The organism is Acinetobacter sp. RUH 2624 (genome assembly GCF_000162375.2).
Taxonomy (GTDB): domain Bacteria; phylum Pseudomonadota; class Gammaproteobacteria; order Pseudomonadales; family Moraxellaceae; genus Acinetobacter; species Acinetobacter nosocomialis.
Genome location: NZ_KI391940.1, coordinates 396843 through 412074 on the forward strand (window position 1 = coordinate 396843; position 15232 = coordinate 412074).

The 15232-nt window shown below is 38.6% G+C and carries 16 protein-coding genes; 2 read left to right on the top strand and 14 right to left on the bottom strand.

The window, feature by feature from the left end; genetic code table 11:
- Window positions 1-48: 48 nt before the first annotated feature.
- From HMPREF0014_RS23910 to HMPREF0014_RS23970, 13 genes are all read right to left on the bottom strand, one after another.
- A complete protein-coding gene (locus tag HMPREF0014_RS23910) occupies window positions 49-717 on the bottom strand; it encodes a phosphoglycolate phosphatase (protein ID WP_006581153.1) in 669 nt (222 codons plus the stop codon).
- Between the two features lie 65 nt (window positions 718-782).
- A complete protein-coding gene (locus HMPREF0014_RS23915; protein WP_006581154.1) occupies window positions 783-1412 on the bottom strand; it encodes an FHA domain-containing protein in 630 nt (209 codons plus the stop codon).
- A gap of 40 nt (window positions 1413-1452) precedes the next feature.
- On the bottom strand, window positions 1453-3729 hold the full coding sequence (gspD, locus tag HMPREF0014_RS23920; RefSeq protein ID WP_006581155.1) for a type II secretion system secretin GspD: 2277 nt from the start codon (window positions 3727-3729) through the stop codon (window positions 1453-1455).
- Window positions 3730-3770: 41 nt separating this feature from the next.
- Window positions 3771-4610, bottom strand: a complete 840-nt coding sequence (locus tag HMPREF0014_RS23925) for a type II secretion system protein N (protein ID WP_004710893.1) — start codon at window positions 4608-4610, stop codon at window positions 3771-3773.
- A complete protein-coding gene (gene gspN / locus HMPREF0014_RS23930) occupies window positions 4610-5353 on the bottom strand; it encodes a type II secretion system protein N (RefSeq protein ID WP_006581156.1) in 744 nt (247 codons plus the stop codon). The genes HMPREF0014_RS23925 and gspN overlap by 1 nt, the downstream gene beginning before the upstream one ends.
- A gap of 331 nt (window positions 5354-5684) precedes the next feature.
- A complete protein-coding gene (locus tag HMPREF0014_RS23935; protein WP_006581157.1) occupies window positions 5685-6011 on the bottom strand; it encodes an H-NS histone family protein in 327 nt (108 codons plus the stop codon).
- 194 nt (window positions 6012-6205) lie between these two features.
- Window positions 6206-6646, bottom strand: coding sequence for a thioesterase family protein (locus tag HMPREF0014_RS23940; protein ID WP_004710900.1), 441 nt, complete (start codon window positions 6644-6646; stop codon window positions 6206-6208).
- Between the two features lie 7 nt (window positions 6647-6653).
- Window positions 6654-7847: a hypothetical protein gene (locus HMPREF0014_RS23945; RefSeq protein WP_004710901.1), complete on the bottom strand. Its 1194-nt coding sequence runs from the start codon at window positions 7845-7847 to the stop codon at window positions 6654-6656.
- A 9-nt stretch (window positions 7848-7856) separates the two neighbouring features.
- Window positions 7857-8696 (bottom strand): hypothetical protein, encoded by an 840-nt coding sequence (locus HMPREF0014_RS23950; RefSeq protein ID WP_004710903.1) that lies wholly within the window; start codon window positions 8694-8696, stop codon window positions 7857-7859.
- A gap of 8 nt (window positions 8697-8704) precedes the next feature.
- Window positions 8705-9472 (bottom strand): uroporphyrinogen-III synthase, encoded by a 768-nt coding sequence (locus HMPREF0014_RS23955; protein ID WP_006581158.1) that lies wholly within the window; start codon window positions 9470-9472, stop codon window positions 8705-8707.
- A 4-nt stretch (window positions 9473-9476) separates the two neighbouring features.
- Window positions 9477-10394, bottom strand: a complete 918-nt coding sequence (hemC, locus tag HMPREF0014_RS23960; RefSeq protein ID WP_031944156.1) for a hydroxymethylbilane synthase — start codon at window positions 10392-10394, stop codon at window positions 9477-9479.
- A gap of 99 nt (window positions 10395-10493) precedes the next feature.
- Entirely contained in the window at window positions 10494-11234 is a 741-nt protein-coding gene (locus HMPREF0014_RS23965; protein WP_004710910.1) for a LytTR family DNA-binding domain-containing protein, read from the bottom strand.
- Window positions 11235-11294: 60 nt separating this feature from the next.
- Complete coding sequence (locus HMPREF0014_RS23970) at window positions 11295-12434, bottom strand: histidine kinase (RefSeq protein WP_006581160.1); 1140 nt, start codon at window positions 12432-12434, stop codon at window positions 11295-11297.
- On the opposite strand from HMPREF0014_RS23970, the gene argH reads away from it, so the two are divergent.
- Both argH and HMPREF0014_RS23980 read left to right on the top strand, forming a co-directional pair.
- Window positions 12425-13858, top strand: coding sequence for an argininosuccinate lyase (argH, locus tag HMPREF0014_RS23975; protein WP_006581161.1), 1434 nt, complete (start codon window positions 12425-12427; stop codon window positions 13856-13858). The two genes, HMPREF0014_RS23970 and argH, sit on opposite strands and share 10 nt — an antisense overlap.
- A 9-nt stretch (window positions 13859-13867) precedes the next feature.
- Window positions 13868-14137 (top strand): oxidative damage protection protein, encoded by a 270-nt coding sequence (locus HMPREF0014_RS23980; protein ID WP_002053140.1) that lies wholly within the window; start codon window positions 13868-13870, stop codon window positions 14135-14137.
- A gap of 315 nt (window positions 14138-14452) precedes the next feature.
- On the opposite strand, the gene phoU is transcribed toward HMPREF0014_RS23980, so the two are convergent.
- Window positions 14453-15175 (bottom strand): phosphate signaling complex protein PhoU, encoded by a 723-nt coding sequence (gene phoU, locus HMPREF0014_RS23985; protein ID WP_000075183.1) that lies wholly within the window; start codon window positions 15173-15175, stop codon window positions 14453-14455.
- Window positions 15176-15232 lie beyond the last annotated feature (57 nt).

A 15232-nucleotide genomic window follows, 5' to 3' on the forward strand; every position in this document is an offset into this window, starting at 1 on the left:
GCCATCGAAAAACCATACGCTTATTCATTCTTATCTCCATTTTCTCCATTAGACAATTAACTCAGCAAGACTATCAACAACTTGCTGAGGTTGGCAATCATAGATATTTTCTCCATGATTATAGCCATAGCTAACCACAATACAATCAATTCCGGCACGGCGTGCAGCTTCAATATCATTACTTGAGTCACCAATCATTAACGATTGTGAAGCAGATGTTTTTAGGCTTTCCATGCAATGTAATAATGGCAGTGGGTGTGGTTTTCTTTCAGGTAAGCTATCTCCTCCAAGTACAACTTGGAAATAAGGAGAAAGTTCTAATGCATCTAGTAACCCTTGAGCAAGCTTGACAGGCTTATTGGTAACACATGCCATTTTTATATTCAAAGTTTGGCAATGTTTTAAAAATTCAGGTACGCCTGGGTAAATTTGAGTATTTACACACAGCTCTGCACCATATATGTCTACAAACTTTTGCAATAAAACCTGATGTTGTTCAGCCTCCAATTTTCCAAATATATGAAGCAGAACACTTTCACAAAGTTTTGAAGCTCCTTTACCTACCCATTCCCGTATTTGTGCTTCTGTTACCAATGGCCAACTGAGTGATTGCAGACTTAAGTTCATAGACCGATATAAATCGGCAGCGGAGTCAACCAACGTTCCATCCAGGTCAAATAAAATTAAATCGCGCTTACTTAGTTGTGCAACAGACATTTTCTTCTACTCAAAATTAAAAAGGCATGCGTTTAGCATGCCTTGATTGTAAAAGCACCAACGAATTATTTAAAGAATAACCATGCCAATACAGCCAAAATCACTAAAATAATAATAGTAATTAAACCAATAGATGCATTCTTTTGCTGCTCTTTTTCTTCAGCTACACGAGAAACAGGTTCTTCAATAGCAACCGGAGTTTGCTCAGGCTGAGCATGAATATTCACTCCTTCAGGAATCGGTGCAGGTTTTGGAATAGAAATATTCTGCGGCATACCATCGTGGCGAACTTCCACCTCTGTAGCACGCTCTGCGAGGCTTGGCATGCCTTGATCACTTAAATCTTGTGCCGGTGCAGCTTGTACTGGCTCTGCTTCAATTTCAGGTAAATCATTATTTTCTTGAGCAGGCGCTAGTACTGAAAATTTAAAACTTGCAAATTGAACAATATCACCATCATGCAGCTGCTTTTCTTGCTCAATACGAATATCGTTTACAAATGTACCATTTGATGAATTAAGGTCTTGCACCCATAACAATTGGTCCTTTAAAAGCAATGCCGCATGGCGACGCGAAATTTCAGCGGCCTGTAATAGCAAATCAGCATCTTGATGACGTCCCACCAACATATCACGATCAATACTAATTTCTTGACCAGTAAATTCACCAGTAATTGCTTGCAGTTTCCAAGTCATGCCTATGTCCTATTCATTTTTTATCAATCATAACATGCTACTACGGTGCCGTGCTTGGACGCAGTGTCGTTGTTGTTACTGTATTTTTAGTTCGATTCACTTCTGGATCAGGTAACTGCAAGGTCTGTTTCTGAACAGCAGGCTCTACCGCCACAGGTGTGGTTATGGTCGTGCTTTTTCCACCTGATGGAACCTGTTGATAATTTTTGGATTGAGTTCCAATACTTGGAGGTGTCATTTTTTGATTGTAAACATCATCAACCTGCTCAGGTAATTTTGCAAAATTACCATTTTTATCCATAGCCAATTGCAAGCTATAAAGCTGATTATAGCGCTGCTGAGATAAACGGCGAACATCATTCGCATCGCCTACAATTGTTGGATGAATAAAGACAAGTAGATTACGTTTTACATTACTTCTATTATCCGATCGGAATAATCGCCCAACATAAGGGATACTACTTAATCCTGGTATACCTTGTCTTGAAAGTGATGTGTCATCTGATACCAAACCACCCAGCACTACAGTCTGCCCATGTTCCGCCAAAACAGCTGTTTTAATAGCACGTTTACTTGTGACCAAGTCAGCAGCTTGCCCACGACTATCCTGAACAGCAGAGACCTCTTGCTCTACTTCCAGACGTACTGTACCGCCTTCACCAATATGTGGAATAACTTTTAATGTTACACCGACATCTTTGCGTTCCACAGTAGTGTATGGATTAATACCCGTACTATTGGTAGTGACTGATCCTGTGACAAATGGAACGTTTTGACCTACAACAATATAAGCTTCTTCATTATCCATCGTTACAATGGATGGCGTTGAAAGTAAGTTTGATTTTGTATTGGTTTTGAGAGCTTGAATTAATGCACCATACGCCTTACGAGAGTTATCAAAATTACCCAATCCTAAAGTTGCACCATTACCTTTATTAGCTCCATTAGCGATAGCAGATGCAGCTCCAGCCGTACCACCCGATAAATAACCAGCAGCAATAGAAGATAAACTCGCCCCTACATTACTAAAGCTAAGTAAACCAATTCCACTAGATAAATCGCCGAGTGCCCATTGAATTCCAAGTTGATCTGCATCATCTCCAGAGACTTCAATAATTGCGGCCTCGATAAGCACTTGTTGACGACGGACGTCTAGTTGTTGAATTGCAGATTCAATTTCACGCATTAATTGGGGATCAGCTTTAACCACCAATGAGTTCTGAGCATTATCTGCAATGATACTTACACCATTTTGGTTAAAGCTGGTGATATTGTTCTGATTACTATTGTTTGAATTACCATTTAGGTTGATTGATGGGGTAGATATTGAACTACCATTTGAACCCGACGTGTTTGAACTAGAATTTTGGTTATTCCCAATCAAACCATTAATCGAATTTGATGAATTAGATGAGTTCTTATTGTTGCCAGAAGAAGATACTGCTTGACCAGTGACTAGTCCTTGTAAAATTTCTGATAAATTTTTAGCACTCGCATATTTTAGTCTAAAAACTTTTAAGCCACCCAAACGATCAGCAGAAGGCACATCCAGCATTTCAATCATATGACGAATGCGCTTACGTGTTTCTGGATCACCTTTTACTAAAATACGGTTTGTTCGGTTGTCTGCAATAATACGAATACGAGCACCGCTAAAATCTTTAGATGCACCTGTTGCGCTCATTGCTTCAAGTTGTGTGATGATTTCTTCTGCTTGGCTCGACTGAAGATTGATCGCTTCAATATCGTTTTGCCCAGTCCCGTCTAAGTTACGAATAATATTTTCAAGCTGATAGATATTTGCGGCACGGTCCGAAACAATCAGTGCATTGGTCCCTGCAATCGCAGCCATATGCGCAAACTGGGGCATTAAAGGGCGAAGTGCTGGAATTAAGTCATTTGGATTAGTATTTTCAAGCCAAATCACTCGTGTAACGATTTGATCTCCACGAACCCTATTTCTAGCATCATAAGGAATTCCTGAGTTTTTAACGTTGCTATCCGGTACAAGCTTAATCGTATTACCAGAAGGAATTGCAACAACCCCATTTACATTTAAAACCCCAAGAAATAGGTCATAAACCTCATCTTTATTTAATGGCTTATTAGAAATAACCGTGACATTACCACGTACTCTTGGATCTACAGCGAAGTTCTTTCCTGTAATGTCTGCAACTTCATTAATAAAGGCAGTTAAGTCAGCATCACGTAAATTGATCTTCCATGTTTGGGCATAGGCACTGCTACTCACTGTCGCAATCAATGGGGCTGATGCAAGTAATGCCCAAAGTGGACGTTGATGATTCAATAAAGCCATAACTCGCGATATTTCCTAACTCTTATGGTGACGTGTTATCACTAAAAATTTTGTTGTATGGTCATCACTTGATCACCACGTTTTATTTCTATTTTTACTTGTCCTGCTCGACGAGCTTGTTCAAGTAATTGCACATCCGTTTGCCCTTGCCCAACCGTTTGACCATTCAAAGAGACAATTCGATCGCCAGGCCTTAAACCTAACTTATTTCTAAGCGCAGTCGGTGTACGTTCTGTAACTTCATAACCTTCACTTGAGTTGCCACTGACCCCCATATCTTTGAGGTACTGCTCTCGGTTACCTTGCATCTGCTGAATCGCTTGCCCTAGGGCTTGTTGAGTCGTATTTACAGGTGCCGCAGGTTGAGAAGGTGTAGTAGGTTGTTGTTGTGAAGCATCTGGCGTCATCGGTTGATATAACCCATTTGGCAAACCTTTAAACTCAAGTTCTCGGGTACTGCCATTTCCTTGACGTAACACCACATGATCCCAATAAACTTCTGCCAGTTGGTAAGAAGTAGAACCAATGGTTTCACCAACCCGATAACGCTCAGCAATATTATCAACTTTAATAACAGCCGAAGAGAAGCGGTTTGGATAACCCACCATTACGCCTTGTAATTCTAGATTCACACTTTCCTGAGCCGCATTGGCAGAAGGTTCATTAAAAAGTGAAAAAGTACTAATGTTTGGTATTTGTGGCTGCTGAGAACCGAGCTCTACCCGATCAAACTGCATCATTTGTGGAGGAGCAATCACCAACCAAAAAAATGAAGCCAATTTCCAACACAACCATAAAATTAAAATGGCTAAGACGACTACACTGAGTCGATCTAATTTTTGCCATTGTAATTGCTGTAATTTATCAAGCCATGCTTTCATTAGTTACCACCTTGTAGTAATGGTTGGCGAGAACTAATGACAAAAGTGTCTAAACCAGCTTTTCCGTCATAAGAAGGAACGTTAAGCAATAAACGCTGTGTGAGTTGAACATCAAGCATCATATTGGCATCAAGTAGAAGATTCGCCATTTTTTGATTTCGCTGATCACGGATGTCAACTTGTAGCTGTCCATTGTGGTCAGACAACTGCCCACTTAAAGAAGGCATGTTCATACGATCTTGACGATCACCAATATTATAAACCAGCGCTCCACCACCCCAATGTAACTGACCATCAACCGCTGCAAAGCCTTGCTCTTTTTTATAATTAAATTGAATATCTTTAAGTTGAATACTATTTACAGGCCATTGCCAGTTCACAATCTGCTTCAGTGTTTCTGGAGCAACTTGACCATTCATATTTCGTACAATTACTTTTTTGCCAAAACCATATGCCATGATTCCCGCTAATTGTGTATTACCGCTATGAATATCAACATCTGCAGCAAAGCGTAATAAAAGTAAATCTAGAGGTCTCGTTTTCCAGTGAATGGTTCCCCGTAAAGCACCACGATGCCAGTCTGCTTGCCCCTGCCAGATGTTGCCACTTACATTATGGACAGTTTGATTATTTTTTGAAAATTTAGAGATAAGCCAAGTCGCCGGAATCTGTAAAATAATAAAAATTAAAAATGCAATGAGGGCAAAAAACCACCACTTCCATTGCTTAGACTTTTTCTTCATTCAGCCTTACCAACATGCAAATTATCGTCCTTATATGAGAGTTCCTCTCTAGTCTGACATTATGCATACTTTTTCAACATCGCCAATTCACTTCATATAAAAAAACCAAGCAATCAGGCTTGGCGTCTTCTTAAAGACTATAAGTTGTACGTATGACAAAATCATGAAAATTGACGTTTGATCTCACTAAATGCAAATTTAGTCTCAACAATGTATTTATTCAGGAATTTAAACACTTTATTGAATACTTTATTTTTTAAATAAAAGTTTTAATTCTTTTTAAAATAAAAAAGCCAAGCTAAATCGCTTGGCTTTTTAAGAAGCAATACAATTAGATTAAGAAATCTTCAAGTTTTGCACCTTTTTCGATTTCAGCAACTAACCAGCGTGGTTGTTTACCACGACCAGTCCAAGTCTCTTCAGAGTTGTTTTTGTTACGGTAGCGTGGTTCTACAGATTTACGTGTTGTTTTCTTACGTTTTTGAGCACCAAACTCAAGAAGTTGTTCAACACTAAAACCTACATTTTCAGCAATCTCGATAATTTGATTATATGCATCTACAATTGCTTGATCTTTTTTGCTTGCAATTAAAGCTTCTGCTTCTTCTTGTAAGCGTTTTAACTCTTCAACAGATAATTCACTAATATCCGGTTTCATTAATAAATACTCCAGTCTTACAGACAATTCAAATAATACAGACAAAATTTAAAAACATTAAATCATAACCAATAGTATTTATAATCTATTCAATAAGCAATAGTTTGAAAGACGAGTTCGTCAGAATAATGCTATAAATTTACTTTTTAATTACATTAATAATTATAATTGAAATATATTTTCTTAATATTTATTTAAGCTAAATGTATTAAGTCATGTCCTACTGATTTTTCTAATTCAATAATTTTACTTTTTACTTCATTTGGTATTTCACATTTTAAACCTGTAGATTTATCTACACAAACCATTACTGCTTCAGCTGTAGCAACGATTTGCTGCTGCGTTTCACTCCATAATATATAAGCCATACGGAATGCGCTATTGCGCATCTCTTCTACACGAACCCCTACTTTCAATACATCTGGATAAAACACAGGTTTTAAATATTTGCACTGACTTGAAGCAACAACAGTATATATATTTGGGGTCAATATATTTACATTTTCCATATATAAAATACGTGAGCTTTCAATATATCTATAATATTGTACATTATTGACATGACCAAAAGCATCCATATCTCCCCATGCTACTTTCTGGTCGTATATTACAGGGTAGACAGACAGTTCTTTCATTTTTACCTCATATTTTAAATTTTAAAAAATTCGCATCATTTTCAAAGATTAGGTTTAACTGTTTGATTAACTCATCATCTTCTTTTAAGGTTGATTTAATACGTAAATAGCTCATTAAAATATTATCTGGGTATAAACTTAATAATATTTCTGCTTCAGCTTGACGCTCCGTTGCCATGTAAACATGCCATTTTGCAAATGTTAAAACCGGCAAATTCATATATTGAGATTCGAATTGATTAATCTTTTCCTCAACATCTGCATAGTCAGGAACCTGCTTAAGCAATTGTTGCTGAAACCATAAGTAAAATACGTCTGGATCAAATTGCTCTTTGAGTAAATGCAAGGTTAATGCTTCATGCTGAATACTCATTTCTGGCATACGGGCCAAAAGTTTTAGCCATAGCAATTTACTACTATAAGGTCTGGTTTGAATTTCAGACTCTAAATCTAGATAGCGCTGTTGCAGTGCATGTAAATCGTCTACCGAAGCTTGATCGAATTGTTGTAGAAGCTGTTGCAACCATAAATCACGATGCTCAGCGTCCAATAATCCATACTTCATTGAACGCAAATATACCCATGGTTGCTGTAAAGCAAGCTGCCCCCATAACGCGGTTAATCGTTGTTGATATGCTGTCTCGATCTCTTCAAGCCAAGGTGATAATTGATGTTGATATAGAAACTCAAGATGAGTTAATGCACGTTCCGCTTCATTTTGAGCTAGAAATATTTCAATACGCTGCAACTCGGCTAATTCAAAAGCCATTGGTGGGGATTGATCTAAAGCATCTAATGCTTTTTGATAATCTCCACTTAAAACCAAAAACTTGGCATCAATAATATTTTTTAAAAGGCCCGACTGATTAAAAACGCGTTCGATAAATACCCGTTGGTCTTCGGCAGCTTCTAATAGCCAGACAATACCTAATTGCTCATAAGGATGAAGGTTTTTAAATTGAAAAATATTTTCTCTTTTCCTCTGTTCACGCGAGGAATAACGTTTAATCCAAAGCCATATTAACTGAGCAATAAAACTCATCACAACAAAGGTAAGGACTAAGCCCCACACATTTGTTTGCAGTTGCAATTGACGCCAGTAGATATAGACGTACCCCATGCCGTAGCCATAACTCAATAAAGCTAAAGCCGCAAAAAGTACTAAGCTAATGAGCAGGTAAACCCATAGGAGATGTTTCATATGTCCTCCTTATGAGCCTAATAGACCAAGAGTTGATAATTTAGGCACAGGCACGATAGATAAGTGAGCCACTTTAGCAATACGGTTTTTCAATTGTTGACTGGTGGCGTCTGGCAGTTCATTTAGTTTTTGCATTACTGATTGCAGCTCATTTTGATACTCTGCCATCTTTCCTTGATTTAGTGCCTGCTCAGCAATTAAGAGTCTTAATTGCACTTCCTTAAATACAACACTTCGATTCATTAAATTAATAGACGGCGTTTCTACTTTTTCAATACGGAACCATTTTTTCCACCAAGACACTGCCTCGGATTGATCCATTTCAAGTTTAGGTTGAGCTAATGCTTGTTGAATATTCTTATCAATAGTTTGCAGTAAGTCATCAATCAATTGATGACGCTGATTTTGAGCAATTACGTATTGCTGTATTGCCTGTTTATCCTGTTCAATCGCCTGATTTAAACTGTGTTGTAATGCCGGGGCAATTTCATATTGTGGTAAGGATTGTTGTAGTTGAGTTAAATGATCTACCGCAAAAATAAACTGTTGTTGATCTATCGCAAACTGAATTAAATCTAATTTTTGTTTAATGACTACCGTTGGCGTAATACCAGTATGAATGATTTCATGATTTGTTAAAGGTGCTGCTTGAACGTCACTACTCGACTGAGTCTGTGTTTGTCTTTTTAATGCCACCAATTGATCATTTAAATTGGCATACTGCTGCTCCGATTGCAGTAAGCTCTGCTGAAGCTCAGGAACAGTACGAGAAATTTGCCACATATCGTAACTGAGCTTAGCCAACCAAGCGATGCTCAGCAAAATGATGATAGAAACAAGTTTTCTCATACGAATCCTTATAATGCCTGAATGTGATGAATCATCCCCGAAGGCGATAAATTTTCAAGTTGAATAATGTGAAAATAGGCCTGTTGTTGATCGCGATATTTTTTAACAAGTTGAAAAAGACGTGGCCCTAAAACCAAATATACACAATCAGGTTGTACATTATTTTTTAAACAAAGCTCTAACCAATATTTCCAGCTTGCCTCACTAGTAATTAAGACAAGCCATTTTTCTAAATTATAATTTGAATTCTGTGTCAGATGTTTGAACTTTGAATATGAAACTTCTGGGCACTGTCGATGATATAAGACAAAATTCAAAATCTGAATGCCTTGCTGTTGCAAAGTTTCCATCATAAATTGACGGCCACCTTCACCTCTCCAAAAAGCCACACTACCCGTCTGTCGCATATTATGAAGAATAGGAAGATTAAGCATGCCTTCAGACGTTTCCACATCTGGAACATGCGCGTCAATTCCATATTCATGGAGACGATTTGCCGTGGCTTGTCCGACCGCAATCCACTGAATATGTTTTAAGTCATCTAGCTTTAAACCACTTTGCGTTAAGTACTGCATACCCACTTCAACAGCAGTGGGACTAACCACTACAATCGCTTGTGCGCCAGTTAACTGCTGATAGAGTTGAGCGAGTGATTCTGAAAAAGGTTGAGCAACCAATTCTAAAAGAGGTAAAGACTCGACCTGAAACCCCTTATTTTGCAATGCTTGAGTTAATTCAGCCGCACGTGAATCAGGTCGAGTATTAATAAACAGCATAACGTTAGTAAAGAGCCTTCAATAAATCGCCAGCGCCTTGTTCAAGTAAGTTTCGAGCAAGGTTTTCACCTAATTGCTGAGCATTGTGTGCTTCATCTGTGAGTTCAGCACGCAATAATGTTTGCCCATCAGGACTTCCGACGCGACCTTCAATATGAATTTTGCCATCTTGTAAGGTTGCATAACCTGCAATTGGAACCTGACAACCACCTTCAAGATAGGCATTAAAAGCACGCTCAGCACGTACACAAACATCAGTCTCTGTATGTAAAAGAGGTTGAATTAAAGCCAATACGTCTTGATCATCTGCACGACATTCCAAACCAAGAGCACCCTGCCCAACCGCAGGCAAACTTACACTTGGCTCGATACAGTGACGAATGCGTTCTTCTAATCCTAAACGTTTTAGACCAGCGCTCGCCAAAATAATCGCATCGTATTGACCATCATCTAACTTACTTAGGCGAGTTCCAACATTTCCACGTAAATCAACAATTTGTAGATCTGGGCGTTGTTTTAAAATTTGTGATTTACGACGTAAACTTGAGGTGCCAACTTTTGCTCCTTGCGGCAAATCAGCAAATTTTTCAAATTGATTCGAAACAAAAGCATCTAAAGGATCTTCACGTTCGCAAATGACCGCTAAAGTTAAACCTTCCGGTAATGCCATCGGAACATCTTTCATTGAATGTACAGCAAGGTCGGCACGACCATCTAAAAGTGCTGCTTCCAACTCTTTAACGAACAACCCTTTACCACCAATTTTTGCTAAAGGTGTATCTAAAATTTTATCGCCCTGCGTGACAAACTTAACCAACTCCACCGTTAAATCTGGGTGAAGCTCCTGTAAACGGGCACGAATATGTTCTGCCTGCCAAAGAGCAAGTGGGCTTTGTCGTGTAGCAATTTTCAAGGTTTTCATAAATTCAAGCATGGGCTGGTCAAACAATACACCCTAAACTTAACTTGATCCCTTAAAATTGCAAGTAAAATCTCACTGACAAAATAGGATGCTGACTCGTTAAAGTTGGTGTATTCGCTCTCTAAGGGTAGATAAATGACGGCGGCTAACGGAAAGTCTTTCATCCAAGCCACGTAATCGAACCTGATACTGACCTGAACTCACAAGCTCTAAACCATCTAAATAAGCAATTGAGACCAAAGCATTTCGATGAATACGGATAAACTGATCTGCAAATTCAGTTTCAAGTTCTTTTAGCGTTTCATCAATCAAGACACTGCCATTTTTATGTCGTACCGTGACATATTTCTGATCTGCCAAAAAATAATAGATATTTTCAACAGGAATCAGCTCAACACCGCGATAGGTTTTAGCAGCAATTTGATGTCTTTGCGTTTTTAAATCCTGCAAAAGCGTAGGATTAGGTAAGGCACTGAGCTGCGCTTGAGTAAGTTGAGTTAATTGCTTAAAAACCTGCTCAAGTTCTTGAGGGTCAATCGGTTTAAGAAGATAAGCTTGTGCCTGTGATTTAAATGCTTCTAGAGCATGTTGATCATAGGCTGTGCAAAATACGATAGCAGGTCGAGGATTAAGCTGACTTAATTGCTCCGCACAGACGAGACCATTCATACCCGGCATTTGGATATCAAGTAAAATCACATCCGGTTGATGAAGCCGTGCCTGTTCCAAGGCATCTTGGCCATGATGAGCTGTTGCGACAACATCATGTCCCATCTTTGAAACTAAACGTGATAATCGTTCCACTGCAAGTGGCTCGTCATCACAAATTAGCACCTTCATTCATCCTCCTTGTCACCGTTAACTTGGTCCATTTTTTTATGGTTAACTCTGACTGACTTATTATTTTGATTGGTAGTGATAGCTCATAATAGTGGTATATAAAGTTTCACCCTTATACACCTGGAACCTAACAGAGTTCCCATAATACGCCTTCAAGCGCTGCTTAACATTTTCAAGAGCGATTCCATGCCCTTTCCGTGATTTTATTGTATCGTCTGTATAAGGGTTGGTAATGACTATACTGACCTGATTTTGCAATATTTCAACCAATACCCCAATGGTTGCTTTACCTATCATTGGTTCGACCCCATGAAAAATACTATTCTCTAACAAAGGTTGTAATGTCAATAAAGGAATCGTGACCTGCTTTAATTGCAAAGGTTCAATTTCCATTTTCCAGTCAACTTGTAAACGCTCACCTAAACGTATTTGTTCAATTATTAAATATTGTTTACTAAGCTCAATTTCTTCATACAAGCTTACCAATTTTAATTCTTGAAAACTCGCTCTAAATAAACGTGATAGACTAATCAGCATACTTTCTGCTTTATCTGGGTCTATCGTAATTAAACTCACCACATTATTTAAACTATTAAATAAAAAATGAGGATGAATACGTGCTTGCATAGCCTGAATACGAGCATTTAATTCAGCATATTGTTGATGCAACCATTGTTCCCGAACATATAAATAGCGCAAACAAAATGCGCCAAGTAATATTCCATAACTTAAATATAATGGGACATGAGTAAAATAAATACTCCAGTCCTGTCCTGTAGCAGACATCCTTTTCAAAATTCCGAATTGAAAAAAATTAGTTATGATGGTGGTCGCCACCACAATCGCTTGCAACAAGACAAAACCAATGGCCAAAGCATATTTTTGCTGAAGCTGACTAAAAAAATTTTGAAAATATTCAACTAAAGCAAAAAAAGACAAAATCACCCAGTTAATAAAAATCATATATTGTAAAAAGCGTGACCCACTTAATGCGTGCCAAGACTGCGCTTCCGCCAAGGCCAGAACCAATGCCAAAACATTACTTGCAATAATTAATTCTAATAAGTGTTGCCAACGATCAATTTTCGTAAAAAAATAGGAGGAATTTTGATTTCGATATGCTGTAGAAAACAACTTTGTTTGTTGAGCTTCGGCAAGTGATATACTCTTTTTTATTTTACTGAGCCACCATGACCACATCTTCAAATCCCCCTAATTCAGCAGCCCCAAACCAAACCTCAGGTATGTGGGGTGGTCGTTTTTCTGAAGCGACAGACGCTTTTGTAGCAGAATTTACTGCCTCTGTTCAGTTTGACCAACGTTTTTATAAGCAAGACATCGCTGGTTCTATTGCGCATGCTACCATGCTTGCGAAAGTTGGCGTACTGACAGAAGCAGAACGAGACGACATTATTGAAGGTTTAAGCACCATTCGCGCAGAAATTGAAGCTGGAAACTTTGAATGGCGTATCGATCTTGAAGATGTTCACATGAACATTGAATCACGTTTGACTCAACGTATCGGCATTACAGGTAAAAAATTACACACTGGTCGTAGTCGTAATGACCAAGTTGCAACTGATATCCGTCTTTATCTTCGCGACGAAATTGATGATATTTTAGGCTTATTAGAGCGTTTACAAAAAGGTTTGTTGGGCTTGGCTGCCAAAAATGTAAACACCATTATGCCTGGCTTCACTCATTTGCAAACAGCTCAACCAGTAACTTTCGGCCATCACTTATTGGCATGGTTTGAAATGTTGGTTCGTGACACTGAGCGTCTTCAAGACTGCCGTAAACGTGTAAACCGTATGCCACTTGGTTCTGCGGCTCTTGCTGGTACCACCTATCCGATTGACCGTGCTTACACAGCAGAATTACTAGGCTTTGAAGCTGTATCTGAAAACTCACTCGATGCTGTATCAGACCGTGATTTTGCAATTGAATTTAATGCAGCAGCATCTTTAATCATGATGCACTTATCACGTATGTCTGAAGAACTTATTCTTTGGACTTCTGCACAGTTTAAATTTGTGAATATTCCTGATCGCTTCTGTACCGGTTCTTCAATCATGCCACAGAAGAAAAACCCTGATGTTCCAGAACTCATCCGTGGTAAATCTGGCCGTGTGTTTGGTGATTTAATTAGCTTACTTACGCTCATGAAGGGTCAGCCATTGGCGTATAACAAAGACAACCAAGAAGATAAAGAACCTTTATTTGATGCAATCGATACGGTTCGTGGTTCTCTCATGGCATTTGCAGACATGATTCCTGCATTGGTTCCAAATATTGAAATCATGCGTGAAGCTGCACTTCGTGGGTTCTCGACTGCTACAGACCTTGCTGACTATTTAGTGAAAAAAGGCGTTGCGTTCCGTGATGCGCATGAAATTGTGGGTAAAGCTGTTGCATTAGGTGTGGCTGAAGAAAAAGATTTATCTGAACTCACACTTGAGCAATTACAACAATTCTCTGACCTAATTACAGCAGATGTATTTGATAAAGCTTTGACACTAGAAGCTTCGGTAAATGCACGTGATCATATTGGCGGAACTTCACCAAAACAGGTTGAAGCTGCGATTGCCCGTGCCCATAAACGTTTAGAACAGTTATACGCTTAAGGATACAAAATGAGTCGACAAGTATTTTGCCGTAAATATCAAAAGGAAATGGAAGGATTAGACTTTGCTCCGTTTCCGGGTGCTAAAGGCCAAGAATTTTTTGAAAATGTTTCTAAGCAAGCATGGCAAGAATGGCTACAACACCAAACTACGCTAATTAATGAAAAGCGTTTAAATGTTTTTGATCCAGAAGCGAAAAAATTCCTTGAAGAACAACGTGAGAAGTTCTTCAATAATGATGAAAGCGTTGAAAAAGCAGAAGGTTGGAAGCCAGAATAATTCGTTTTTTCTAAGTTCATCATCATTAAAAAGGCGGGTTTATATACATAGACCTGCCTTTTTTTACGTGAAACTTACACAAACATATAAAGTCTTACATAGAGCGCACAGGACTCTACATGACATAAATTGGCTCACACCTTAATATCAATTCATAGCAAGTAAGACACGATCCGTGTCGTGTTTTCTCTTAATGCACTTGATTTTCTGTCCTGAACTTCCCCCCAAAGTTCGGGACATTTTTTTATCTATTATTTCTAAAAAATAAAAAAAGCCTTGTTTCAAACAAGGCCTTTCGATACTTCAACTCAAGTATTACTTTTCGTGAACTTTTGCTTCAATTTCTTCAATTTTAGTATGGCGAGCATCAAAACCTTTTGCCATGTAAATCACTTGTTCAGCAATGTTACGAGCATGGTCACCAATACGCTCTAAAGAACGTAAAACCCACATCACGTTAATTACACGTGCAATATGACGCGGATCTTCAATCATATAAGTCATTAAAGTACGTGTTGCTGACTGATATTCACGGTCAATATCCGCATCAGCTAAAAGTACACGTAAAGCTTGATCGGCATCTAAACGTGCAAAAGCATCGAGAGCATCGTGAATCATGACACGGACTTGGTTACCGATATGGCGGGTTTCCATGTAACCACGAGGTGATCCACCCTCTTCACATAGATTTTGTGCAATACGGGCAATTTTTGCAGCTTCGTCACCAATACGCTCAAGGTCGGTATTGGCTTTGCTCATCGCAATTACCATACGCAAGTCAATCGCTGCTGGATGGCGACGCGCCAAAATCAGTGTCAGACCTTCATCAATATCACGCTCATATTGATTGACTGCATTATCTTTAAATTGAACATCAATTGCTAAATTCGCATCTGTATCAAGCAAAGAATGAATTGCATTGGCAACCTGTTGTTCGACCAAGCCACCCATGGTCATAAACTTTGTGTTCACATCTTGCAAATCTTCATTAAATTGAGAAGAAATATGATGGCTTAACACCGGATTACTCGGACTCAAGGGAAGCCTCCAACATGATGGCGCAGGGATAAAATGATTGAGCATTAAAACACATCA